This is a genomic window from Tenacibaculum sp. 1_MG-2023 (assembly GCF_030547425.1).
Classification (GTDB): domain Bacteria; phylum Bacteroidota; class Bacteroidia; order Flavobacteriales; family Flavobacteriaceae; genus Polaribacter.
Genome location: NZ_JAUORH010000007.1, coordinates 119,486 through 144,260 on the forward strand (window position 1 = coordinate 119,486; position 24,775 = coordinate 144,260).

Annotated in this window: 22 protein-coding genes; 18 read left to right on the forward strand and 4 right to left on the reverse strand. The window is 33.4% G+C overall.

The window, feature by feature from the left end; genetic code table 11:
- Positions 1–6 precede the first annotated feature (6 nt).
- From Q4517_RS06925 to Q4517_RS06935, 3 genes are all read right to left on the reverse strand, one after another.
- Positions 7–612, reverse strand: coding sequence for a bifunctional nuclease family protein (locus Q4517_RS06925; RefSeq protein ID WP_303507772.1), 606 nt, complete (start codon positions 610–612; stop codon positions 7–9).
- Between the two features lie 147 nt (positions 613–759).
- A complete protein-coding gene (locus Q4517_RS06930) occupies positions 760–1,713 on the reverse strand; it encodes an electron transfer flavoprotein subunit alpha/FixB family protein (protein ID WP_303507774.1) in 954 nt (317 codons plus the stop codon).
- A 102-nt stretch (positions 1,714–1,815) separates the two neighbouring features.
- Positions 1,816–2,556, reverse strand: coding sequence for an electron transfer flavoprotein subunit beta/FixA family protein (locus Q4517_RS06935; protein ID WP_303507776.1), 741 nt, complete (start codon positions 2,554–2,556; stop codon positions 1,816–1,818).
- A 213-nt stretch (positions 2,557–2,769) separates the two neighbouring features.
- Here Q4517_RS06935 and Q4517_RS06940 point away from each other — a divergent pair, with 213 nt between their 5' ends.
- The 14 genes from Q4517_RS06940 (at position 2,770) to Q4517_RS07005 (ending at position 20,466) form a co-directional block, all read left to right on the forward strand.
- A complete protein-coding gene (locus Q4517_RS06940; protein WP_303507778.1) occupies positions 2,770–3,750 on the forward strand; it encodes a pyruvate dehydrogenase complex E1 component subunit beta in 981 nt (326 codons plus the stop codon).
- A gap of 75 nt (positions 3,751–3,825) precedes the next feature.
- Positions 3,826–6,354, forward strand: coding sequence for a DUF5686 family protein (locus tag Q4517_RS06945; RefSeq protein ID WP_303507780.1), 2,529 nt, complete (start codon positions 3,826–3,828; stop codon positions 6,352–6,354).
- Between the two features lie 103 nt (positions 6,355–6,457).
- Entirely contained in the window at positions 6,458–6,985 is a 528-nt protein-coding gene (locus Q4517_RS06950) for an inorganic diphosphatase (RefSeq protein WP_303507782.1), read from the forward strand.
- Positions 6,986–7,104: 119 nt separating this feature from the next.
- Positions 7,105–9,543, forward strand: coding sequence for a sodium-translocating pyrophosphatase (locus tag Q4517_RS06955; RefSeq protein ID WP_303507784.1), 2,439 nt, complete (start codon positions 7,105–7,107; stop codon positions 9,541–9,543).
- Positions 9,544–9,683: 140 nt separating this feature from the next.
- Positions 9,684–10,994 carry an aminodeoxychorismate synthase component I gene (pabB, locus tag Q4517_RS06960; protein WP_303507786.1) on the forward strand — a complete coding sequence of 437 codons (1,311 nt, stop codon included), beginning with the start codon at positions 9,684–9,686 and terminating at the stop codon, positions 10,992–10,994.
- A gap of 44 nt (positions 10,995–11,038) precedes the next feature.
- Positions 11,039–11,551 (forward strand): hypothetical protein, encoded by a 513-nt coding sequence (locus tag Q4517_RS06965; RefSeq protein WP_303507788.1) that lies wholly within the window; start codon positions 11,039–11,041, stop codon positions 11,549–11,551.
- Positions 11,552–12,376, forward strand: a complete 825-nt coding sequence (locus Q4517_RS06970) for an alpha/beta hydrolase (protein WP_303507790.1) — start codon at positions 11,552–11,554, stop codon at positions 12,374–12,376.
- 12 nt (positions 12,377–12,388) lie between these two features.
- Positions 12,389–13,702: a tRNA lysidine(34) synthetase TilS gene (tilS, locus tag Q4517_RS06975; RefSeq protein ID WP_303507793.1), complete on the forward strand. Its 1,314-nt coding sequence runs from the start codon at positions 12,389–12,391 to the stop codon at positions 13,700–13,702.
- A gap of 25 nt (positions 13,703–13,727) precedes the next feature.
- The gene (locus Q4517_RS06980; protein WP_303507795.1) at positions 13,728–15,695 is read left to right on the forward strand and encodes a cytochrome c biogenesis protein CcdA; all 1,968 of its coding nucleotides are present in this window, start codon (positions 13,728–13,730) and stop codon (positions 15,693–15,695) included.
- A gap of 79 nt (positions 15,696–15,774) precedes the next feature.
- Positions 15,775–16,347 (forward strand): DUF4126 domain-containing protein, encoded by a 573-nt coding sequence (locus tag Q4517_RS06985; RefSeq protein WP_303507797.1) that lies wholly within the window; start codon positions 15,775–15,777, stop codon positions 16,345–16,347.
- 434 nt (positions 16,348–16,781) lie between these two features.
- Positions 16,782–18,317 carry a YifB family Mg chelatase-like AAA ATPase gene (locus Q4517_RS06990; protein WP_303507799.1) on the forward strand — a complete coding sequence of 512 codons (1,536 nt, stop codon included), beginning with the start codon at positions 16,782–16,784 and terminating at the stop codon, positions 18,315–18,317.
- 150 nt (positions 18,318–18,467) lie between these two features.
- Complete coding sequence (locus tag Q4517_RS06995; RefSeq protein WP_303507801.1) at positions 18,468–19,475, forward strand: TlpA disulfide reductase family protein; 1,008 nt, start codon at positions 18,468–18,470, stop codon at positions 19,473–19,475.
- 110 nt (positions 19,476–19,585) lie between these two features.
- Positions 19,586–19,864: a hypothetical protein gene (locus Q4517_RS07000; protein WP_303507803.1), complete on the forward strand. Its 279-nt coding sequence runs from the start codon at positions 19,586–19,588 to the stop codon at positions 19,862–19,864.
- A gap of 95 nt (positions 19,865–19,959) precedes the next feature.
- On the forward strand, positions 19,960–20,466 hold the full coding sequence (locus Q4517_RS07005; RefSeq protein WP_303507805.1) for a ferritin: 507 nt from the start codon (positions 19,960–19,962) through the stop codon (positions 20,464–20,466).
- A gap of 84 nt (positions 20,467–20,550) precedes the next feature.
- Here Q4517_RS07005 and ahcY read toward each other — a convergent pair whose 3' ends face one another.
- Complete coding sequence (ahcY, locus tag Q4517_RS07010; protein WP_303507807.1) at positions 20,551–21,867, reverse strand: adenosylhomocysteinase; 1,317 nt, start codon at positions 21,865–21,867, stop codon at positions 20,551–20,553.
- 62 nt (positions 21,868–21,929) lie between these two features.
- Between ahcY and Q4517_RS07015 the strand changes: the two genes are divergently transcribed.
- From Q4517_RS07015 to Q4517_RS07030, 4 genes are all read left to right on the forward strand, one after another.
- Entirely contained in the window at positions 21,930–22,556 is a 627-nt protein-coding gene (locus Q4517_RS07015; RefSeq protein ID WP_303507810.1) for a 4'-phosphopantetheinyl transferase superfamily protein, read from the forward strand.
- 169 nt (positions 22,557–22,725) lie between these two features.
- A complete protein-coding gene (locus tag Q4517_RS07020) occupies positions 22,726–22,986 on the forward strand; it encodes a hypothetical protein (RefSeq protein WP_125345427.1) in 261 nt (86 codons plus the stop codon).
- The gene (pnuC, locus tag Q4517_RS07025; protein ID WP_303507815.1) at positions 22,970–23,602 is read left to right on the forward strand and encodes a nicotinamide riboside transporter PnuC; all 633 of its coding nucleotides are present in this window, start codon (positions 22,970–22,972) and stop codon (positions 23,600–23,602) included. Before Q4517_RS07020 ends, pnuC begins: the two co-directional genes overlap by 17 nt.
- Complete coding sequence (locus tag Q4517_RS07030) at positions 23,563–24,216, forward strand: ATP-binding protein (RefSeq protein WP_303507818.1); 654 nt, start codon at positions 23,563–23,565, stop codon at positions 24,214–24,216. The genes pnuC and Q4517_RS07030 overlap by 40 nt, the downstream gene beginning before the upstream one ends.
- The last annotated feature ends 559 nt before the right edge of the window (positions 24,217–24,775 follow it).

The window sequence follows — 24,775 nt, forward strand, 5'->3', positions numbered from 1 at the left end:
TTTAAATTAAGAACGTTTGCTGATTTCATCACGAATTCTAGCTGCCAACTCGTAGTTTTCATTGGCTACAGCATCGTTAAGTTGTTCGTGTAATTCTTTAAGTGATAAGTGTGAGTAGCTCCCTTCTTCTTCTTCTATTGAAAACTCGATTTCGTCTTCATCTGATTCTAAATCTTCTTCAATTGTTAATTCTTCATCTAATTTTAGATAAATACCTGCCTTATCTAAAATGTTTTCATAGGTAAAAATTGGAGCTTCAAATCGAACAGCCAATGCTATTGCATCTGACGTTCTAGTATCAATAACCTCTTCTACTCCTTCTCGTTCGCAAATTAAACTTGAATAAAATACACCATCAACTAATTTATGTATAATTACTTGCTTAACAGTGATGGAGAATCGATCAGAAAACGTTTTAAATAAATCGTGAGTAAGTGGTCTTGGCGGACGAATTTCTTTTTCCAATGCTATTGCTATTGATTGTGCTTCAAATGCTCCTATGATTATAGGAAGTGTTCTGGTTCCTTCCATTTCACTCAGCACTAAAGCATATGCCCCACTTTGCGTTTGGCTATACGAAATTCCTTTTATAGTTAGTTTAATTAAACTCATGTACAATCAATCATCATAAAATACAAAAAACTGTCTAAATTTAGGCCTTTTGCTTAAAATTTTAGACAGCCTTCTAAGGTGGGCACAATTTACTAAAAATTATGAGTTGAACTCTAATTTCTAGAAAAAGAATAAATTACCACTATTTTATGCTTGTTTAAAAGCTTTTAATTTTTCTACTAACTGAGGTACAACTTCAAAAGCATCCCCTACAATACCATAATCAGCAGCTTTAAAGAAAGGTGCCTCAGGATCTGTATTGATTACTACTTTTACTTTTGAAGCATTAATTCCTGCTAAATGCTGAATTGCTCCAGAAATACCTATAGCAATATATAAGTTAGAAGCTACTGGTTTACCTGTTTGACCAACGTGCTCACTGTGAGGACGCCATCCTAAATCAGATACTGGCTTAGAACATGCTGTTGCTGCACCTAAAACATCAGCTAATTCTTCAATCATCCCCCAGTTTTCAGGTCCTTTTAAACCTCTTCCTGCAGAAACTACGATGTCAGCATCAGCAATAGTAACTTTACCTGTTGCTCTATTAATATTTTCAGATTTTACTCCTAATTCAGGTAATGTAGCATCAAAACCTTCAGCAGAACCACTTACTGCATTTTCATGTGCTCCGTAAGAGTTTTTAGCAACACCTATTACTTTTTTATCTGTTGAAACTTCAGTGTTGTTAAATCCTTTATTTGAGAATGCTTTTCTCTTAACAACAAAAGGACTTGTACTGCTTGGTAACGCTACAGCATTTGAAGCATATCCTGCCTCTAAAGCAACTGCTACTAATGGTGCTAATGTTAGTCCATCAACACTAGAATCAATAATTACTGTAGTTGCTCCTTTTGCTTCTGCTACTTGTTTAATAATTGAAGCATACCCTTTAGCATTAAAAGAAGTTAAACCATTTTTTACTTCTACTACTTTTTCTGCTCCGTAAGTATATAATTCAGATGCATCTCCTCCATTAATAGTTAATACTACTAAATCATTTCCTAATTGCTCTGCTACTTTCTTTCCGTATGAGACAACCTCAAAAGCTGTTTTTTTGAATTTTCCTTCCGATGAATCGGCAAAAACTAATACAGACATATTTATTTATTTTTTTAGTCGTTAGTGGTTAGTTTCTTAGTCTTAAACACTAACAAATATTTTTATTTTTTCTTTTGAACTCTATTAAAACAGGTTAACTGATTAAATTACTTTCGCTTCGTTATGTAATAAATCAATTAAATCATCAACATTATCAACCAATTTAACCGCTCCTTTTGGTGCTGGTTTTTCAAAATTTTGAGTAGCTGTTGCTGCTGTTGCTCCTGTAGGCTCAACTACATTTAGTGGCTTTTTACGTGCCATCATAATACCTCTCATATTAGGAATACGTAAATCTTTTTCTTCTACAATTCCTTTTTGGCCTGCAACTACCATTGGCAGCGTTGAAGACACTTTTTCTTCACCTCCATCAATCTCTCTATCTAAAGTAGCATTCGTTCCGTCTATTTCAACACCAACACATCCATTAACAAAGTTAAAATCTAACAAAGAAGCTAACATTCCAGGAACCATTTGTCCATTATAATCAGCAGACTCTTTTCCTGCTAACACTAAATCATATCCTCCGTTTTTTACAACCTCGGCTAATTCTTTAGCCACCATAAATCCGTCAGTTGGCTCAGCATTTACGCGAATTGCATCATCTGCACCAATTGCTAAAGCTTTACGTAAAGTAGGCTCTGTAGAAACTCCTCCAACATTCACTACAGTTACACTTGCTCCTTGCTTTTCTTTAAACCACATTGCACGAGTTAAACTAAACTCATCGTATGGGTTTATAACATATTGAACCCCGTTAGTATCAAACTTTGTATCGTCATCAGTAAAGTTGATTTTTGAAGTAGTATCAGGTACGTGACTGATACAAACTAATATTTTCATATATCGTTGTTTTAAAGAAACTTAATTTTGTGCGACGAAGTTAAGGATTTTTTTTAATTTACTATGCGTGCATAATAAATTTTTTCCTCAACACTAATCAACCTCAAAATTAAGATATTATTATTACATAATCATTTGTTGGTTTTAAAACTACAATATTACCCCTATTTTTATTATTTTTGCACTCTTGATAAACAACTACTTATAAAACGTATGAAAACAGTACAATTTAGAGAAGCCGTTTGCGAAGCAATGACCGAGGAAATGCGTAGAGATGAAAGCATTTACTTAATTGGAGAAGAAGTTGCTGAGTATAATGGTGCATATAAAGCCAGCAAAGGCATGCTAGACGAGTTTGGTGATAAACGCGTTATTGATGCTCCTATTGCCGAATTGGGCTTTGGTGGTATTGCTGTAGGATCAGCAATGAACGGTAACCGCCCTATTGTTGAGTATATGACTTTTAATTTCTCATTAGTAGGAATTGACCAAATTATTAACAATGCTGCGAAAATCCGTCAAATGAGTGGTGGACAGTTTAACTGTCCTATTGTTTTCCGTGGCCCCACAGCTTCTGCAGGTCAATTAGCAGCAACACACTCACAAGCTTTTGAAAGTTGGTATGCTAACTGTCCTGGATTAAAAGTAATTGTTCCTTCTAATCCTTACGACGCAAAAGGTTTATTAAAAGCAGCTATTCGCGATGATGACCCTGTAATTTTCATGGAATCTGAACAAATGTATGGTGATAAAATGGAAATTCCTGAGGGAGAATATATCATTCCTATTGGAGTTGCAGATATTAAAAGAGAAGGTACTGATGTAACAGTAGTATCTTTTGGTAAAATCATCAAAGAAGCTTACAAAGCTGCAGACGAATTAGCTAAGGAAGGAATTTCAGTTGAAATTATTGATTTACGTACAGTTCGTCCAATGGATCATAAAGCTATTTTAAAATCTGTTAAAAAAACAAATAGATTAGTTATTTTAGAAGAAGCATGGCCTTTTGGAAATGTTTCATCAGAAATAACTTTTAGAGTACAAGATGAAGCGTTTGACTACTTAGATGCTCCTATAAAAAGAATTAATACCGCTGATACTCCTGCACCATATTCTCCTGTATTATTAGAAGAATGGCTACCAAATGCAAATGATGTAATATCAGCCGTAAAAGAGGTAATGTACCGCAAATAATTCAAGAAAAAAGAAATTGAAAATAAATTAAAATCCTTTTGACTCACGTCAAAAGGATTTTGTAGTAAAAAAATAATGAAACATCTTTTTAACTTACTATTACTACTGACTACCAGTGTTTTAAGCGCACAACTAACAATACAAGGTAAAGTAGTTGACGAGTTTGATACTCCAATACCTTTTGTTAATGTCATTCTAAAAAACACCACACACGGAACCACTACTGATGATAATGGTAAGTTTTATTTAAAAACAAATAAATACAGAGGCATACTTGAAATATCTTTTGTAGGATTTCAAACCCAAACCATAAAAGTCAGCCAAAAAACAAAGTTTTTAAGCGTCGTTTTAAAAGAAGAAAGCAATGAGTTAGAAGAAGTTGTTATTGTTACCAAACCTAAAAAACGCTTAAAGAAAAAAGAAAATCCTGCTTATAGAATTTTAAAAGAAATATGGAAGCGTAAACGAAAAAACGGACTTGACCTAGTTGACCATTATCAATACAAAAAAAATACTTCCATAGAGATAGGTCTAAACAACTTAGACACTTTGTTTTTGAAAAAAATATTCAAGAAAGAATACAAACAAGCCCTTCAAGAAATAAAATATGATAGTGATGGAATAAACTATTATATTCCTGTTTATTTAAATGAACAAGTTGCCAATGTTTATGGTGATAATAAAAACAAGAATGTTAGAGAAGATATAGAAGCTGAAAAAGCTGAAGGATTAGGTGCTCAAGGTTTTATTTTTGACCGAATGGCTAACACTTTTCAAAATATTGATGTTTTTAAAAACAACATAACACTGCTTCAAAAACCCTTCATCAGCCCTTTATCCACTGATGGATTTTCTACATATGACTATGTTCTGTACGATAGTGTTGTTAACAACAACAAAAAACTATACAACATATATTTCTTCCCTAGAAGAGATGGAGATTTAGCCTTTCAAGGAAATTTTTGGGTAGCCGATAAAAACTTCTCTATCAAAAAACTAAAAATGAAAGTTCATAAAAGTATTAACTTGAACTTTGTAAGAGGACTTAGTTTTGAAAAAGAATTTGAGGTACGAAACGACAGTATTTACATTCCTACTAAAAATGCCTATGAAGGTGACTTTACATTCATTGATAAAAACGAAAGTAACAAAGGGTTAACGATAAAAAAAGATATTACTTTTAAGAATTACGTCTTAAACAAAGCTCTTCCTAAAAATTTCTACGAACAAACTATTGAAAAGATTAGACCTGATCAATATGAAAAAGAAGATTCATACTGGGAGAATATTCAAACCAATGAAAGTAAAAAAACACACAAACTAATTGAAAGCGTTAAAGAAAAGAAACAAATAAAAAACCTAACAGGACTAATAAACACAGTAGCTAGTGGTTATATAAACACAAATATCGGTGTTCAAATTGGGCCTTTATGGACTGCTTTTGCCAACAATCAAGTAGAAGGGTTTAGAACTAAAATGGGGTTTCGAACTTTTGTAACTAAAGACGATCGTTTTCGTTTAGGTGGTCATGTTGCTTACGGTTTTAAAGATAAACGTGTAAAATATGGTGCAGAAGCACGTTACCTTTTATCTTATAAACCTAGAATAGCTGTTGGAGTTGCTTACCAAAAAGACATTGAACAATTGGGAAGTACTCTACTAAACACAACGCAACTTTTAGGAAGAAGCTTTGGAACAACTGCATTATTTTCAAGAGGAGACAATTTCTTTTTATCAGATATTGAAAAAATAGCTACGAACTTCGATTATCAAATTCAACAAAACCTACATGTAGGATTTAATTTTTCTCATTCAAAAATAACTTCAGCTTCTGAGAAAGATTTCTCTATGAATTATAGAGATGAAAACGGAAACGTTCAATCACAAGTAACCGATGTTGCTTCCGATATTTATGTTTCATTCACTCCAGGAAGATTTGTATACGGACTAGGTGTAGAAAGACGTTTTGGAAAAAACGTATTCCCTACTTTTGTACTAAACTACCGAAGAGGTTATAAAGGGCCCTTTAATGGAACCCATAGTTATGATAAAATCCAATTCAAATATAGTCAACCAATTTTACTAAGTAAGTTTGGAACTTTAGACGCTAGTTTTGAAGCAGGAAAAACATTTGGTACAGTTCCAGTTGCCTTATTAAGTCCAATTCCTGCCAACCAAACATTCTCATTAGTTAAAGACACTTTTGCTTTACTTAATTACTACGATTTTGTTGCCGATGAATATTTAGCAGGACATTTTGAGCACCATTTTAATGGTTATATTTTGAACAGAATACCGCTATTAAAAAAATTAAAACTAAGAAGCTTAGTTTCTTTTAGAGCTGCTTACGGAAACATTTCACAACAAAATAGAGCTATAAACGATGGATTAGTTAATAGTAGTGGAGCACCTAACGTTAACTACAATGCTCCAAACAAACTATATTATGAATACAGTGTTGGATTAGAAAATATTGGATATGGTAACTTGCGTTTTCTAAGGATTGACGCTATTTGGAGAAGTAATTATACACCACCTACTGGCTCAATTGTTGCTCCAACACCTAAGTTCGCAATCCGTATAGGTATTAAACCCGGCTTATAATCATACATTTAACCATAAATTACCTTTATTTTTTCTTTAAAAAAACTAATAAATCACTACTTTTGCAAACCGATTTTAGAAAACGAAGAAAAGTTTAGAATATATGACCGCAAAAGAAAGAAAGACAGTTGATGTTTTAATTGAAATACCAAAAGGAAGTAGAAACAAGTACGAATACGATTTTGATTTAGGAAAAATCCGTTTTGATAGAATGTTATTCTCATCAATGATGTATCCTGGAGACTATGGATTTATTCCTCAAACTTTAGCATTAGATGGAGATCCTTTAGATGTTTTAGTTTTAGGTGCTGAACCAACTTTCCCGATGTGTGTTATGGAAGTAAAACCAATTGGTGTTTTCCATATGGCAGACGAAAAAGGACCAGACGAAAAAATTGTTTGTGTACCAGTATCTGATCCAATTTGGAACAGATATAACAACATCACTGACTTAAACCCACACCGTCAAAAAGAAATCACACACTTTTTCCAAGTATACAAAGACTTAGAAAAGAAAAAAGTTGATATTGGAGACTGGGGTGATGCAGATGAAGCATACGAAATTTTAGATAAATGTTTAGAGCGTTATGAAAATAGCGAACATAAAGCTAATGGAAATTTCAAGATTTAATCTGTAAAAATCATCCTATATAAAACAAAAAACCTCTCAGTTACAACTGAGAGGTTTTTTGTTTAGTTATTGATTTTGTTATATTTACGAACACTTATAACTAATCAAATAACAATAACATGAAACAAAACATGATATATGTGCCAATAGCATTGGCAATTTTAGGGCTCATTTTTATGTACATAAAAATGATCTGGGTAAAAAAGCAAGACCCTGGAAATGAAAAAATGCAATCCATTTCTAAAAGTATTAAAGAAGGAGCTCTCGCTTTTTTAGCTGCCGAGTATCGACTACTATTAATCTTTGTAGTTATTGCTTCATTAGCTTTATTTGGAATCTCTCAATTAGTAGAAACAACAAGTATTATGATTGTTCCTGCATTTATTATCGGAGCAATCTTTTCTGCTTTAGCAGGAAATATAGGAATGCGTATAGCAACCGATGCCAATGCACGAACCGCAGAAGCTGCTAAAACTAGTTTACCTCAAGCACTAAAAGTGTCTTTTGGTGGTGGAACCGTAATGGGATTAGGAGTTGCAGGCTTAGCTGTTTTAGGGCTAAGTTTATTCTTTTTATTATTCGTTGGACAATTTATAACTGATGATGGAAACTTCTACAGTGAAATGACTGTTGTTTTAGAAGCCTTAGCCGGTTTTTCTTTAGGAGCTGAATCAATTGCTTTATTTGCTCGTGTTGGTGGAGGTATTTATACCAAGGCTGCCGATGTTGGTGCCGATTTAGTAGGAAAAGTAGAAGCAGGAATCCCCGAAGATGATCCTCGTAACCCAGCAACCATCGCTGATAACGTTGGTGATAATGTTGGTGATGTTGCGGGTATGGGAGCTGATTTATTTGGTTCGTACGTAGCAACCGTATTAGCAGCTATGGTACTAGGAAATTATGTTATTAGAGATATGTCTATAACCTCACCTTTTTCTGATGCCTTTAACGGAATGGGACCAATATTACTCCCTTTAGTAATTGCAGGAGTCGGTATCGTAGCATCAATCATCGGAACTTTTCTAGTAGGAATCAAAGACAATACAGCAAAAGAAGCACAAGTACAAAAAGCACTAGATACTGGAAACTGGGTTGCTATTATTTTAACATTAATAGCTAGTTTCTTCTTGATTAAATGGATGCTTCCTGAAACAATGCAAATGAAGTTCTTTGGAGAAGGTTTTAAAGAAGTAGCAGCTATCAATGTGTTTTGGGCTGCCTGTATTGGTTTAGCTGTAGGAGCATTAATCTCAATGGTTACAGCTTATTATACCAGTTTAGGTAAAAAACCAGTGTTAGCTATCGTACAAAATAGTGCTACAGGTGCTGGAACCAATATTATTGCAGGTTTAGCGGTAGGCATGAAATCTACTTTTTTATCTGTTATATTATTTGCTGCTGCCATTTATGGCTCATATTATTTCGCTGGATTTTACGGAGTTGCTTTAGCAGCTTCAGCAATGATGGCTACAACCGCTATGCAATTAGCTATTGATGCTTTCGGCCCTATAGCCGATAATGCAGGAGGAGTTGCTGAAATGAGTGAACTAGAAGATCACGTTCGTGAGCGTACCGATATTTTAGATTCAGTAGGAAATACCACTGCTGCTGTCGGTAAGGGGTTTGCCATTGCTTCCGCTGCCTTAACTGCTTTAGCGTTGTTTGCTGCCTATGTTACTTTTACAGGAATTGACGGAATTAACATTTTTAAAGCTGATGTGTTAGCGATGCTTTTTGTTGGAGGAATGATTCCTGTTATATTCTCAGCATTAGCCATGCAATCGGTAGGAAAAGCAGCTATGGAAATGGTCCATGAAGTTCGTCGTCAGTTTAAAGAAATCCCAGGAATTATGGAAGGAACTGGTATTCCTGAATATGCAAAATGTGTAGATATTTCAACCAAAGCTGCTTTAAAAGAAATGATTTTACCAGGCTTAATTACTATCATCTCTCCAATTATTATCGGATTGGTTTTTGGTGCTGAACCTTTAGGTGGTTATATGGCAGGTGTTTGTGTGTCAGGTGTTATGTGGGCTATTTTCCAAAATAATGCAGGTGGCGCTTGGGATAATGCAAAAAAATCGTTTGAAGCTGGTGTTGAAATCAACGGAGAAATGACTTACAAAGGTTCTGATGCTCATAAAGCTGCTGTAACAGGTGATACTGTTGGTGATCCTTTTAAAGATACCTCTGGACCATCAATGAATATTTTAATTAAACTTACCTGTTTAGTTGGTTTAGTTATTGCCCCAATATTAGGCGGACATGCTTCTTCTGAAACATATGAAAAGACAGAAAATAGTAAAGTCTGGATTGACAAAAACGGTGAAAAACATGAAATAAAACTTTCAACTGATGCTGAATCTACTACTGAGAACAAGTTAGAAAATATCATTAAAGTAACTATTGAAAAGAATCATGATGGTACTGCTAAAGCTACTATTACTACTACAATTGTTAAAAACGGTGAAGAAACAACTGAAGAAAAAACTTTTGAAGGTACTTTAGAAGAAGTTGAAAAGAAAATTAAAGAATACGAAAACTCAAAAAAAGAATAATACCAGTTATGATTTGAAATTACTGTAAAAGAAAATAATGATTTTTTTCTTTATTCAAGTTGTAAATGATATAAAACTCAAAATCATAAAAACCTAAACCCGATAGTAGTATTTCTATCGGGTTTCTTATTTTTGTGGCGATGTCAAGAACCGTCCGTATTTTTTCTATAGACACCCCTGAGCTCTTCAAACAAAAACTATTTGTTTGGGCTACACAATTTGAAACTGCTGTTTGGTTAGATTCTAACAACTATGAACAACAATACAGCTCTTTTGATTGTGCTTTGGCTGTAGAAGAATTTACCTCTATTAAAACAGATTATCACAACGCTTTTGATAAGCTAAAAGAATATCAGTCTTTCACCAAAGACTACATCTTTGGCTACATTAGTTATGATGTTAAAAACGATACTGAAAGACTAACTTCTAAGAATTTTGACGGACTTCATTTTCCTAATCTGTATTTTTTTCAACCTCAAAAGTTAATTTTCATCAAAGGAGACACAGTTGAATTTCACTACTTACAAATGATTGATGATGAGTTAGAAGAAGATTTTGAAGATATCATTGAAACCAATCCTACTATTCAAAATCACGAACAAGAAGAAACAGATGACGTAAAAATAAAACTACGTATCCATAAAGATGAATACCATCAAAAAGTAGAAAAAGTACTAGAACATATACATAGAGGAGACATTTATGAAGCTAACTTCTGTCAAGAATTCTATGCAGAAAACACAGTTATAAACCCATATAAAGTATATACACAGCTAAACAAAATATCAGAACCACCATTTGCAACGTTTTTTAGAAACGACAATCATTACCTACTATCCGCAACTCCCGAGCGATATATTAGAAAAGAAGAATCAAAAATCATATCACAACCTATAAAAGGAACAGCAAAACGTTTGATTGATCCTATTGAAGATAATAAAATTGCTTTTGATTTAGCTCGTGATGAAAAAGAACGCTCAGAAAATATTATGATTGTAGATTTGGTACGTAACGACTTATCAAGAACAGCTAAAAAAGGAAGTGTTCAAGTAGAAGAACTATGCAAAGTGTATTCGTTTAAACAAGTGCACCAAATGATTTCTACCGTAGTTTCAGAAATTGAAAATACCACACAGCCAGTTGATGTAATTAAAGACACTTTTCCAATGGGAAGTATGACTGGGGCCCCTAAAATTTCGGCAATGAAAATTATTGAAGAATTAGAAGAAACCAAACGCGGTTTATATTCTGGTACCGTTGGCTATTTTACCCCAAATGGTGATTTCGACTTTAACGTAGTTATCCGAAGTATTTTATACAATGCAGAAAACAAATACGTTTCATACTCCGTTGGTGGAGCTATTACAGCTAAATCTACCCCAGAAAAAGAATATGAAGAATGTTTACTCAAAGCCAAGGCTATGAAGTTTGTACTAACAAACAAAAGTTAGTTATATTTATAGCACATAACTTAAAAAAACTAAATCCCCATAAAATGAAAAACACAATTAAAATTATACTTTTCGTTGCTATTATTGCATCAATGACATCTTGTAAAGTTAACAAGTATTCATTTTTAAACAACTACCCTACTAAAACTGTTCCTTTAATTGACAGTACAAACTTTAGTAATCATGCTGAAGGCAAACTATTAACCAAGTCACAACAAGAACTTTTAAAACTTCCTTCTATTTTTGAAGAGCAATTAAACAATGAAAAAGCTAAAATTGGGGTTTCTTATCTTCCTAAAATATCAGAAAACTTTCAATCAGTAGTATATTATTTTTATCCTAATAACACTGAACTAATTTCTATGTTAGTAAACTATGATGATAAATTTAATATTATCAATAGTCAAGTACTAGCTTATGATGAAATAGCAGAAGGTATGTTAAAAACTACTTCTACTCTTAATAAAAATAGCATTGAATTGGTAGAGTATATTTCTGACACCCCTTCTACTATTATTTTTAATATTTTAGAAGACGGAAACATTACGAGAGATTAGATGACACACAACACATTTACATTTAAGTTTCAAAAAACTGAATTTTTCGGTCAATATTGGCAACCAGAAAGCGTAAAAGCTATCGTAGTATTAATTCACGGAATGGGAGAACATTCTGGAAGATATGAACACGTTGCAAAAAAACTAACCGATAATAATTTTGGCGTAATTGCTTTTGACCACTTCGGTCATGGTAAGACAACAGGAAAAAGAGGACACAATCCAGGTTACAACTATGTATTAAAAAGTGTTACTAAACTTATTGAAAAAGCTAAAGAGGTTTTTAACGACAAGCCCATCTTTTTATACGGGCATTCTATGGGAGGCAACACTGTAATTAATTACACACTTAGAAAAGAACACAACCTAAAAGGAGTTATAGCTACAAGTCCGTTTTTACGTTTAGCTTTTCAGCCACCAGCTTGGAAACTTTCGTTAGGAAAAGTAATGCAAAAAATTGCTCCTTCAATTACCTTAGGTAATGAATTAGACACAAACGATGTATCACGTGACCCTATTGAAGTTAAAAGATATAGTAATGACCCTCTGGTTCACGATAAAATAAGCCCTAATTTTTCTTTATCTTTTATTGATGCTGGCGAATGGGCTATTAAAAATGCTTCCTCTTTAAAAACTCCAATGCTATTATTGCATGGTACAGGAGATAAAATCATTGATTATAAAGGAACAGAAGCATTTGCTAACAATACACCTAAAGCTAGTATTAAACTATATGAAGGCGGATATCATGAGTTACAAAATGACTTATGTAAAGAAGAAATGTTACAAGATGTTCTAAACTGGTTAAACACTCAATTACAATAGTTATTTACCTATATGCTTCAAGAATTAGCAACACATATTAACGAACAATTTCCCTTTTTAAAAGAGAAAAAATTACTCATAGCTATTTCTGGAGGTGTTGACAGTGTAGTACTAACACACCTTTTACATAAACTACAATTTAATATATCGTTAGCACACTGTAATTTTCAATTAAGAGGAGAAGAAAGTGATTTAGATGAAGTGTTTGTTAAAAGGTTAGGGAAAAACTTGAATATCCAAACATTTACAACAAACTTTAATACCAATGAATACGCTACTAAAAATAAATTATCAACACAATTAGCAGCTAGAGAATTACGTTACAATTGGTTTGGTAAACTAAATCAAGAGAATGTTTTTGATTATACCTTAACAGCACATCATGCTGACGATAATTTAGAAACCTTTATAATTAACCTATCTCGTGGCACAGGTTTAGAGGGCTTGACAGGCATCCCTTCAGTTAATAAAAATGTTGTTAGACCTTTACTTATTTTTTCACGCGAAGAAATTCTAAATTTTGCAAAACAGAACAATATTGAATGGCGTGAAGATAAAAGTAATGCTGAAACAAAATATATAAGAAACAAGATTCGTCATCAAATAACACCTGCACTAAAAGAACTGAACCCCAGTTTTTTAAACAACTTTAATAAAACGATTGGTTATTTAAAAGAATCTCAGCAAATTGTTACTGATAAAATAGAAGAAATCACCAATAAAATCGTTTCAAAAGAAGGTGATTTATTAAAAATAAATATTGAGAAACTGTTAAAGTTATCCGATCCCAAAGCATACCTCTACCAGCTGTTAAAGCCTTATAAATTCACGGAATGGAACGATGTTTATAACTTAGTTTACGCTCAGTCTGGTAAGCAGATTTTAACAAAATTTTATACTTTGTTGAAAGACAGAGATTTTTTATTACTTTTACGCACTAATGAAAAAGGTTCTTTTGAGGACGAATATTTCATTATAAGGGAGGAAAACAAAGAAATTACAGCACCAATCAAGCTGCTACTAAAAAGGGTTCAAAAAAAAACCAATGCTGACAATAAAAGTATTTATGTTGATAATGAACTACTTAACTTCCCGCTAAAACTTAGACGGTGGAAATCCGGCGACTTTTTTTATCCTAAAGGAATGTTAGGACGTAAAAAAGTAAGTAAGTATTTTAAAGACGAAAAAATATCAATTGTAAACAAAAATAAAATTTGGTTGCTCTGTTCCAGTAAAAATGAGATTATTTGGATAGTAGGAAAACGACAAGATAGACGCTTTTTACCAACAGAAAACACAACCAAACTATTAAAAATTAGTATTTAATTAACCCCATCAAACTACATATAGAATGAAAAAATTCTTTACTCTATTTTTATTATTCATAGGTTTAGCGGTTTATTCTCAATCTGACGATAATCCCGTAGTTGTTACTCCTAAAGTAGAGAAAATCTCTGATACTGAGTACGACTTAATTTTTGACGTGTTAATTGCTGAAGACTGGCACTTATACTCTCAGTATAACCCAGAAGACGCATCACTACCTATGACAATTGCACCAGCAGAAGGGCAATCTGGATACACCTTAAATGGTAAGGCCAAAGAAAGCGAAACAGAAACTCAGTTTAGTGAAATCTGGGGAAAAGACGAAATATTTTTTGTTGAAGAAGGTAAGATAATACAAAGAATTACTGTTTCTGACTCTACATTAACAAAAATTACATTAAATCTTGATGCACAAGTTTGTAAAGAATACTGTTTGCCTTTTGATGAAGATTTTACATTTTCATTAACAGGTGAAAAAGTAGCACAAACTGTTGCAGAAGTAGATGATAAAAGTAAAGAGTTGTCTCAATCTTTAAATTTAGATTTAAAGAATACTATTTTATTAAAAAGTTCAACTGATACAAATAGTGCATCAGGAGAAGACGAAGACAATAGCTTATTAAACATTTTCTTATTAGGTTTCGTTGGTGGATTGTTAGCTTTTTTAACTCCATGTGTATTCCCAATGGTTCCTTTAACTGTATCTTTCTTTACAAAACGCACAGAGAAAAAAGGAAAAGGTGTTGGTAGTGCTGTTTTATACGGTTTCTTCATCGTGTTAATCTATGGATTAATAAGTCTTCCTTTCCATTTCTTAGATACATTAGATCCTGAAATTTTAAATAGTATTTCAACAAATATTTGGTTAAACTTATTTTTCTTTGTTATTCTAATATTCTTTGCAGGTTCATTCTTCGGTTTTTATGAATTAACATTACCTAGTTCTTGGAGTAATAAAGCTGATAGTGCCTCTAATGTTGGAGGAACACTCGGAATCTTCTTTATGGCACTAACTTTAGCTATTGTCTCATTCTCTTGTACAGGTCCTATTTTAGGGTCGTTATTAGCAGGATCGTTAAGTGGAGGAGCAACACAATTATCAGTAGGTATGGTTGGATTTGGTTTAGCATTGGCGTTACCATTTGCTTTATTTGCAATGTTTCCTAACTGGTTAAACACATTGCCAAAGTCTGGTGGGTGGTTAAACACTGTTAAAGTTGTTTTAGGTTTTATCGAATTAGCTTTTGCTTTTAAATTCTTATCAAATGCAGATTTAGTAGGTCATTGGGGATTATTAAAAAGAGAAATCTTTATTGGAATATGGGCTTTAATTGCATTTTTATTAGCACTTTACTTATTTGGATTTATTGGTAAAAAATACGGTAAAATAACTCTTTTCAGAGTGTTATTAGGATTAGGTTCTTTAGGTTTAGCTGTATATTTAGCTCCAGGAGTTATGGAAAAACCAGCTTGGAGTCAAAATAAATTATTAAGTGGTTTTGCACCTCCTAAATTCCATAGTATTTACCAAAAAGACAACCACTGTCCTCTTAACCTAAACTGTTTCAAAGATTTTGATGAAGGGGTTGCTTATGCAAAGTCAGTTAACAAACCAGTGTTACTAGACTTTACTGGATGGGCTTGTGTAAACTGTCGTAAAATGGAAGAAAATATTTGGAGTCAACCAAACATTTACTCTTTAATTAATGATGACTATGTATTAATTTCATTATATGTAGATGATCATCAAAGAACATTACCAGAAGAAGAACAATTCGACTTTATTAAATCTAACGGAAAAGTAAAAAGAATTAGAACTTATGGTGATAAATGGGCTACATTACAGGCGGCTAACTTTAAAACAGCTTCTCAACCATTCTATGTATTAATGAGTCCAGAGTTAGAGGTATTAAACTCACCTCAACAATATACAGATCATGCAACTTACTACAATTGGTTAAAAACTGGTTTAGACAGATTTAACTCTAACTAATTTTGGTATAAATATTATATATTTAAAAGCCTCTTTTTTAAAAAAGAGGCTTTTTTTATATCTTTTCAATAAAAAACACATGACACCAGAAACAATTATCAGCATATTTTTAGGAATTGGTTTAGCAGCTTCCGTAGGTTTTAGAGTTTTTCTACCATTGTTTGCTTTGAGCCTTGCTGGGTATTATAATATTATCCCATTAAATGAAAACTGGGCTTGGGTAGCAAGCTCAACAGCTATCATAACCTTAGGAGTAGCCACTGTTTTAGAAGTATTTGCATATTATATTCCTTGGTTTGATAATTTACTCGATACAATAGCAATTCCATTAGCAGCTATTGCTGGTACCGCCGTTATGGCTTCAACAATAACTGATTTATCTCCAGTAATCACTTGGGCTTTGGCAATTATTGCTGGTGGAGGAACAGCCTCTGCCATTAAAGGAACTGCTGCTTCTACTCGACTAACCTCTACCGCGACAACAGCTGGTGTTGCAAACCCTGTTATTTCTACTGTAGAAACAGGCTCTTCTATCATAATGTCTCTCTTTTCTATTTTTTTACCTGCAGTGGCTATTATTTTAGTGGTTTTAATATTTATTAGTATTCGTAAAATGTATAAATACATTTTCCCTAAATCAAAAGAGGCATAATTATTGGTACTATTTTTTATAAATCTAACTTTATGAAAAATAGTATTACTACCGTTTTTTTAATAGCAGTCATATTTTCTACTACAGCCCAAGAAGTTGATAAAAGGAGAAAGCACCTAAAAGTATTTATACTTTTTCTAACCCCTCTTCTACTTTTTATGACTCATCAACAGTTAATAAAAATCTAGATTTAAATGGATTATCATTTTTTATCGTAAGTCAACAAGACATTGATAACAACTCTTTTTCCATTCCTTTTAATAAACTAAGTAAAAAGCCAACGTCGTTAATTTATGATGATTATACAGATTATCAGAATAACAACCTTTTAAAAGGTTTCTTAAAAAAGAATGACCCAACTCGTTCGAATTCAAAACAAATACAATTACAATAAATTTTATTTTTTTCTCTATCTTTAGCGAAAAGAGAAAAATATGCTAGTAAAAGTCTATGGAAGTGCTGTTTTTGGTATTGAAGCAACCACAATTACTGTTGAAGTAAATATTGATAAGGGTATAGGATATCATTTAGTTGGTTTACCCGATAAAGCAGTAAGTGAAAGCTCGTATCGAATTTCTGCTGCCTTAGCGAACAACAGTTACAAACTCCCAGGAAAAAAAATTATTATTAACATGGCACCTGCTGATATTCGAAAGGAAGGTGCTGCATATGACTTAACCTTAGCTATTGGTATTTTGGCTGCCTCCAATCAAATAAAATCAGAACAGATTGCCGAATACATTATTATGGGAGAACTTTCTCTTGATGGAAGTTTACAACCTATAAAAGGAGCTCTACCTATTGCTATTAAGGCTCGTGAAGAAGGTTTCAAACACTTTATTCTCCCAAAAGAAAATGCCAAGGAAGCTGCCATTGTAAATGACTTAAATATTTTAGGAGTAGACAACATAATGGAAGTTATCAATCATTTTGATGGAAACAAACTAATTGAACCTACAACCGTTGATACGCGAGCTGAGTTTTACAAACACATTGACTTCCCTGAGTTTGATTTTGCTGATGTAAAAGGACAAGAATCTATAAAACGTTGTATGGAAATCGCAGCAGCTGGTGGACATAATATTATTCTTATAGGACCACCAGGGGCAGGAAAAACAATGTTAGCCAAACGTCTTCCTTCAATCTTGCCTCCTATGACTTTGCACGAAGCACTAGAAACTACCAAAATACATTCTGTAGTAGGAAAAGTAAAGAATACAGGTTTAATGTATCAACGTCCCTTTCGTAGCCCTCATCATACTATCTCTGATGTTGCACTTGTAGGTGGTGGACAATACCCACAACCTGGAGAAATTTCTATGGCACATAATGGTGTGCTTTTTTTAGATGAGCTTCCAGAGTTTAAACGTACTGTTTTAGAAGTGATGCGTCAGCCCTTAGAAGATAGAGAAGTTACCATATCACGAGCTCGTTTTACAGTAAATTACCCTAGTAGTTTTATGTTGGTAGCAAGTATGAATCCTAGTCCTTCAGGATATTTTAACAACCCAGATTCTCCTGTTACCTCCTCCCCTGCCGAAATGCAACGCTACTTAAGTAAAATTTCTGGTCCATTGTTAGATAGAATTGACATTCATATTGAAGTAACCCCAGTTCCGTTTGACAAGCTATCTGATGAACGAAAAGGAGAAAGCAGTGTAGATATTAGAAAAAGAGTTACGCTTGCCCGAGAAATTCAAACAAACCGATTTAAAAACTTTGAAAACATTCATTACAATGCTCAAATGAATGTAAAACAAATTCGAGAATTTTGTAAGCTATCAGAAGAAAGTAAAAACTTGTTAAAAATTGCCATGGAAAAACTAAACTTATCCGCTAGAGCCTATGATAGGATTTTAAAAGTATCTCGTACCATTGCCGATTTAGCTTCCTCAAAAAACATACAGTCTGAACATATTACCGAAGCAATTCAATATAGAAGTTTAGATCGTGAAGGATGGTTAGGCTAAAAATAAAAACTTAATTACTGATTCATAGTATTATTAAATAGCCAACTATGAAAACAGTTAGAGAAACGTTAAAAAATTGTTCTTTCATATAAAATCACTAATTTAGGCGTTTATAAAAATGCTGGATAGCAAAATTTAACATACACCCTAATGAAAAAACTAATTTACTTATTGGCAATTTCTATTGCCTTAGTTTCATGTAAAGAGGAGCAAAAAGATTATGTAACTTTTTCTGGAAAAATTACTAACAAAAACTCTGAAACTATTACTATTTCTAACCCTCAGTTTAAATTCAACAAAGTAATTAAAATTGGTGAGGACGGAACTTTTAAAGATACTATGAATGTAAAAGATGGTTTCTACAGACTTTTTGATGGTAAAGAATATGCTACTCTATATTTAAAAAATGGAGCGGATATTAATATGACCCTTGACGCTAAAGAATTTGACGAAACTATAACTTACACAGGTACTGGTTTTGAAGAAAGTGCTTTCTTGGCTAAAGCCTCTTTAGAGCAAGAAAAAATATTTGGAGACAAAGAATTAATGGACTTACCAGAGTTAGATTTCAGATCTAAAGTTTCTTCTTTTGTTGATGACTTTAATAAGAAATTTGAGGGAACTTCGTTAGACTCTGCGTTCGTAGTAAGTCAAAAGCAAAATATTTTAGGGCTTGAAAACTATCTAACAAAAGTATATAACGACAAACAATATTTAGCGAAAAAATTAGCTAAAGGCATGGAGTCTCCTAAATTTGTTGATTACGAAAACAATGCTGGTGGTACTACTTCTTTAGATGACTTAAAAGGTAAATATGTTTACATTGATTTATGGGCTACTTGGTGTCAACCATGTAAAAACGAAATTCCTTTCTTAAAGAAAGTAGAAGAAAAATACCACAACAAAAATATTGAGTTTGTAAGTATCTCTGTTGACAGACAAAAAGATTACGAAGCTTGGAAGAAAATGATTGTTGATAAAGAATTATCAGGAGTTCAGTTATACGCTAAAGAAGATAAAGCTTTTATGGATGCCTACAGAGTATCAGGAATTCCAAGATTTATTTTATTAGATCCAGAAGGAAACATTGTAGACTCTAATGCTCCAAGACCTTCTAACCCTAAGTTAGTTGAGTTATTCAAATCATTGAATATTTAATATTTAGTCTTAAAAGACGTTTATAACATTAAAGCTCGCAAGTTTGCGGGCTTTTTTATTGCCTTAAATTATTCTTCTTTAGATTCATTAAAAATAATTATATTTGCCGAATGAATTTTTTTGTAGAAGAATTATCGTTTAAAATATCTTGTGGTAGCAGAAACTGTTATCAATTAGATTTAGGCTATAAAGTAATAGACTTTACTTTTTGTCAACTATTAGCCTTCAGAAAAAAAGTACTACAACACTCATCTTACGAATCGTTAGAAACTATTATCGATGGTGATAACTTCATACTTCTTTTTGCAGCAGACAACAAGCATCTGTTATTCTTAGATGTACCTCAACTTATAGAGCTAAGAGAACTTCTTTTATCAGTTTTTAAGTAAAAAGTCTTTACTAAGACTAGCTTTAAATTAGGTTCTCTATTCTTTTAGAGCCTTATAATCTGTATCTTTATAGTATTAAAACTAAACAAAATATTATGGAAACAGCAATAAGAAGAGACATGATTTTAGATGTAGAAGTAGTTGATTTGCTAAACCACCAAATAACAATGGAGCAACAAGCATCTTCTAAATATTTAGCAATGGCATCGTGGTGTGATCAAAGAGAGCTTAGAAATAGTGCAACATACTTTTATAAGCAAGCAGAAGAAGAAAGAGAACACATGATGAAGATTTTTAAATTTGTTAACGATAATGGCGGTAGTGCAATGTCACCTGTAGCCACAGAAGTTGCTCACGAATTTGAAAGCTTACGCGCTATTTTTGAAGCTTCGCTAGATGCAGAAATAGAAGTTACCAAATCTATTCACCACGTATTTAAAACCGCAAGAAAAGTAAGTGATTTTACTTCTGAAATCTTTTTACAATGGTTTGTAACGGAACAAGCCGAAGAAGAAGAGAAAGTAAGAGACATTTTAGACTTAATCGATTTAATGGAAGGTATGCCATTAAAAATGATTGATGAGCGTATTCCTACTGAATAAAACTTTTATAAATAGTATAAAAAAATCCCGCAACAATGTTGCGGGATTTTTTATGTCTTGATTCTAAAATCTTAAACCTGTAAACTAGTATCTATAGTGTTCTGGTTTGTATGGACCTTCAACAGTTACACCAATATATTTCGCTTGGTCTTCACGTAACTCAGTTAACTCAACACCAATCTTAGCTAAGTGTAATTTTGCTACTTTTTCATCTAAATGTTTTGGTAACATATACACCTCATTTTTATACGCATCAGCATTATTCCATAACTCGATTTGCGCTAAAGTTTGGTTTGTAAATGAGTTAGACATTACAAAACTTGGGTGCCCCGTAGCACAACCTAAGTTTACTAAACGTCCTTCAGCTAAAACAATAATGTCTTTTCCGTTAAGGTTATATTTATCAACTTGAGGTTTAATAGTATCTTTGGTACTACCATACTTTTCATTTAACCAACCCATTTGAATTTCGTTATCAAAGTGACCAATGTTACAAACAATTGTTTTGTCTTTCATTGCTTCAAAATGCTCAGCTCTTACGATATCTTTGTTACCAGTAGTAGTAATTACGATATCAGAATTACCAACAACCGTTTCTAGTTTTTTTACTTCAAAACCATCCATAGCCGCTTGTAACGCACAAATAGGGTCAATTTCTGTAACAGTAACGATAGAACCAGCTCCTTTAAAAGAAGCAGCAGTACCTTTACCAACATCTCCATAACCACAAACAGTTACGCGCTTACCAGCTAACATAATATCTGTTGCACGACGAATTGCATCTACAGCAGATTCTTTACATCCGTACTTATTATCAAACTTCGATTTAGTAACCGAGTCATTTACGTTAATCGCAGGCATAGGTAACGTTCCGTTTTTCATACGCTCGTATAAACGGTGTACCCCTGTAGTAGTTTCTTCAGATAAACCTTTAATTCCAGGAGCTAACTCAGGATATTTATCTAAAACCATATTGGTTAAATCTCCACCATCATCTAAAATCATGTTTAATGGCTTCTTGTCTTCTCCAAAAAATAATGTTTGCTCTATACACCAATCAAACTCCTCATCTGTAAGTCCCTTCCAAGCATACACAGGTGTTCCAGCAGCAGCAATAGCAGCAGCAGCTTGATCTTGCGTAGAGAAAATATTACAAGAACTCCAAGTAACCTCAGCACCTAAAGCTTGTAACGTTTCAATTAAAACCGCAGTTTGAATCGTCATGTGTAAACATCCTGCAATTCTTGCACCCTTTAAAGGTTGCTCATCTTTATACTCTTCGCGTAAACTCATTAACCCTGGCATTTCAGCTTCTGCCAATTCAATCTCTTTTCTTCCCCAATCAGCTAAAGAAATATCTTTAACTTTGTAAGGAACATATGTCGCGGTTTTTGTGCTCATATTTTTGTATATTTATGTATCTTAAATTTGAGTCGCAAAATTACGAAATAACTTTCTAAAATATGCCTCTTTACAAAACATTAACGGTAAACAACCATGCTAAAGCATTGATTTGGAAGATTGAAGAATCTTTTGAACAACTTTCTAACGGCGTTTCTTTAACAAGCGGAAATCAACAAAGAGTAAATGGCATGAAGTCCGATTTACACCAAAGAGGCTTCATGAGTGTACGTCACTTACTTAAAGAAGTTGGGTATACCGATGATGATTTACTGTATGATGGCTACGGCAAACCACACTTAAAAGACGGCAAATTCATTTCAATCACCCATTCATTTACCTTTTCAGCAATAATTATTTCCGATACACAACCTGTGGGGATAGATATTGAAATGCAGCGCGACAAAATTGTAAAAATCGCACACAAGTTTACTCCGATAGAAGAATACAAGTCCATAGCTAACCATGATGCTTTAGTAAGCAAACTTACCATTGTTTGGGGAGCCAAAGAAAGCTTGTATAAAATCTACGGAAAGAAAAAATTACGCTTCTTAGAAAACATTTATATTGAAGATTTTTCTTTTGAAACAAATGTAACCACTGGAAAAATTTTGTATGAAGGACAAACCTCTGAGTACGACATCCACTTTTTAGAAATGGAAGGCTTTACCTGCGTATGTGCTTGTTAAACACCTAGTTTGAAACTCCAAAACCTCGCAACTTTGCAACTATGAGACTTTGAAACTCTGCATCTTTGCAACTAAAAAACTCTACAACTCCAAAAAAACTCCCAAAACCTTTCCCACGCAACAACAACTTAACTTTAGTAACTTTGCATCTTTCTAATTAGGAACAACCATGAAAATATCCGTAGAATTGACCTTAAGTCCGCTTCAGAACGAATTTGAAGAACCCATTATCAATTTCATCAAAAAACTAAGAGCCTCTGGATTAACCGTGTTAGAAAATCCATTAAGTACGCAAGTATATGGAGATTATGATACCGTGATGCATTTGGTGACTTCAGAATTAAAAAATGCCTTTGAATTAATTGACAACGGATTGCTATTCATGAAAATCGTAAAAACCGATCGCAGCGATTATGAGCCAACTTTTTGATTTCCTTTTTGGGCAGTATGCTGATTACAACCCTATTGATGTTTGGCTAGAAATTATCGCTGTTATCTTTGGGTTTTTATCCGTTTGGTATTCTAAACAGAATAAAATTTGGGTATTCCCTACGGGGATGATAAGCACTGCTATTTTTGTGTACCTCTTGTTAAAATGGGAACTGTTAGGTGATATGATGATTAACGGTTACTATTTTATGATGAGTGTATACGGTTGGTATATCTGGACTCGCAAAGTAGACGCCACCCATGTAACTCCTATCTCTAGAACCACACTTAAAGAAAAAAAACAAAGCGTAGCCATATTTGTAGCCACCTTAGTTTTTGTCTATGCTGTGTATACCGTTTTTGATAAATGGACAAGCTGGACAGCTTATGTAGACACCGTTACCACTGCCATTTTCTTTGTTGGAATGTGGCTCATGGCAAAACGAAAAATAGAAAACTGGATTTATTGGATTATTGGCGATATTATCTCCGTTCCACTGTACTTTTACAAAGGATTTACCTTTACTAGTTTTCAATATTTATTATTTACCTTTATTGCAATTGCAGGATATTTAGCATGGAAAAAGCACTTACACAACAACCCATCAACCTTGTAAAGGTGGTATTATTTGGACCTGAAAGCACAGGAAAAACAACGCTTTCTGGTCAGTTAGCACGTCATTACAATACGGTTTGGGCACCCGAATTTGCGCGTGAATACTTGCAAGACAAATGGAATAACGAACGTAAAACTTGTGAACAACACGATTTAATTCCGATTGCTGAAGGGCAAATGGACTTGGAAAATGAATTGGCTAAAAAAGCGGATAAAGTACTCATCTGTGATACCGATTTGTTAGAAACCAAAGTATATTCTGAAGCGTATTATGGCGGATTCGTAGATCCGAAATTAGATGAGGCTGCCATTGAAAACACTTACGATATTTATTTTTTAACCTATATCGATACGCCTTGGGAAGCGGATGATTTACGCGACAGACCCGAGCAACGTTTGGAAATGTTTAAAGCCTTTGAAAATGCGTTGAAAAAACACAACCGTCCGTATGTGTTGTTAAAAGGAGACAAAGAAACTCGATTGAAAAAAGCAGTGGAAATTATTGATGCCTTACTCACTAAAAAAGAAAGCTTATACTCTTTTTCCGACACCCTTAATGATTTAGACATGCACTTCATGCACCAATCACCCGACACGCCTAATTACGATATGTAAGTATCGCTAAACGTCATTCCGTATTTCATGTCATTACTATAATAGATAAACGTCATTTCGACCAGAGGGAGAAATCTGCTTAATTCTAGTTACAAACACTATTGAAAATTCCTAACACTCAACTAAAAGATTTCTCACTTCCGTTGCTCTACAGTTCGAAATGACGTACGTTTTGTCATTTCGAGCGATAGCGAGAAATCTGCTTAATTCTAGTTACAAACACTCTTGAAAACTCCTAACTCTCAACTAAAAGATTTCTCACTTCCGTTCCACTACAGTTCGAAATGACAAGTTCCGTCATTGCGAGGGAAACGAAGCAATCTGCTTGTCTACAAAAAGATAACCACGTCGTTAGCACTCCTCGTTATGACGAACCAAAAAAACATACCGTTATTACTATAATAGATAAACGTCATTTCGAGCGATAGCGAGAAATCTGCTTAATTCTAGTTACAAACACTATTGAAAATTCCTAACACTCAACTAAAAGATTTCTCACTTCCGTTGCTCTACAGTTCGAAATGACGTACGTTTTGTCATTTCGAGCGATAGCGAGAAA

Bases quoted from the DNA above. Each gene is read 5' to 3' on its own strand.
- Q4517_RS06925 (WP_303507772.1), bottom strand. From the start codon at position 612: ATGAGTTTAATTAAACTAACTATAAAAGGAATTTCGTATAGCCAAACG.
- Q4517_RS06930 (WP_303507774.1), bottom strand. From the start codon at position 1,713: ATGTCTGTATTAGTTTTTGCCGATTCATCGGAAGGAAAATTCAAAAAA.
- Q4517_RS06935 (WP_303507776.1), bottom strand. From the start codon at position 2,556: ATGAAAATATTAGTTTGTATCAGTCACGTACCTGATACTACTTCAAAA.
- Q4517_RS06940 (WP_303507778.1), top strand. From the start codon at position 2,770: ATGAAAACAGTACAATTTAGAGAAGCCGTTTGCGAAGCAATGACCGAG.
- Q4517_RS06945 (WP_303507780.1), top strand. From the start codon at position 3,826: ATGAAACATCTTTTTAACTTACTATTACTACTGACTACCAGTGTTTTA.
- Q4517_RS06950 (WP_303507782.1), top strand. From the start codon at position 6,458: ATGACCGCAAAAGAAAGAAAGACAGTTGATGTTTTAATTGAAATACCA.
- Q4517_RS06955 (WP_303507784.1), top strand. From the start codon at position 7,105: ATGAAACAAAACATGATATATGTGCCAATAGCATTGGCAATTTTAGGG.
- pabB (WP_303507786.1), top strand. From the start codon at position 9,684: ATGTCAAGAACCGTCCGTATTTTTTCTATAGACACCCCTGAGCTCTTC.
- Q4517_RS06965 (WP_303507788.1), top strand. From the start codon at position 11,039: ATGAAAAACACAATTAAAATTATACTTTTCGTTGCTATTATTGCATCA.
- Q4517_RS06970 (WP_303507790.1), top strand. From the start codon at position 11,552: ATGACACACAACACATTTACATTTAAGTTTCAAAAAACTGAATTTTTC.
- tilS (WP_303507793.1), top strand. From the start codon at position 12,389: ATGCTTCAAGAATTAGCAACACATATTAACGAACAATTTCCCTTTTTA.
- Q4517_RS06980 (WP_303507795.1), top strand. From the start codon at position 13,728: ATGAAAAAATTCTTTACTCTATTTTTATTATTCATAGGTTTAGCGGTT.
- Q4517_RS06985 (WP_303507797.1), top strand. From the start codon at position 15,775: ATGACACCAGAAACAATTATCAGCATATTTTTAGGAATTGGTTTAGCA.
- Q4517_RS06990 (WP_303507799.1), top strand. From the start codon at position 16,782: ATGCTAGTAAAAGTCTATGGAAGTGCTGTTTTTGGTATTGAAGCAACC.
- Q4517_RS06995 (WP_303507801.1), top strand. From the start codon at position 18,468: ATGAAAAAACTAATTTACTTATTGGCAATTTCTATTGCCTTAGTTTCA.
- Q4517_RS07000 (WP_303507803.1), top strand. From the start codon at position 19,586: ATGAATTTTTTTGTAGAAGAATTATCGTTTAAAATATCTTGTGGTAGC.
- Q4517_RS07005 (WP_303507805.1), top strand. From the start codon at position 19,960: ATGGAAACAGCAATAAGAAGAGACATGATTTTAGATGTAGAAGTAGTT.
- ahcY (WP_303507807.1), bottom strand. From the start codon at position 21,867: ATGAGCACAAAAACCGCGACATATGTTCCTTACAAAGTTAAAGATATT.
- Q4517_RS07015 (WP_303507810.1), top strand. From the start codon at position 21,930: ATGCCTCTTTACAAAACATTAACGGTAAACAACCATGCTAAAGCATTG.
- Q4517_RS07020 (WP_125345427.1), top strand. From the start codon at position 22,726: ATGAAAATATCCGTAGAATTGACCTTAAGTCCGCTTCAGAACGAATTT.
- pnuC (WP_303507815.1), top strand. From the start codon at position 22,970: ATGAGCCAACTTTTTGATTTCCTTTTTGGGCAGTATGCTGATTACAAC.
- Q4517_RS07030 (WP_303507818.1), top strand. From the start codon at position 23,563: ATGGAAAAAGCACTTACACAACAACCCATCAACCTTGTAAAGGTGGTA.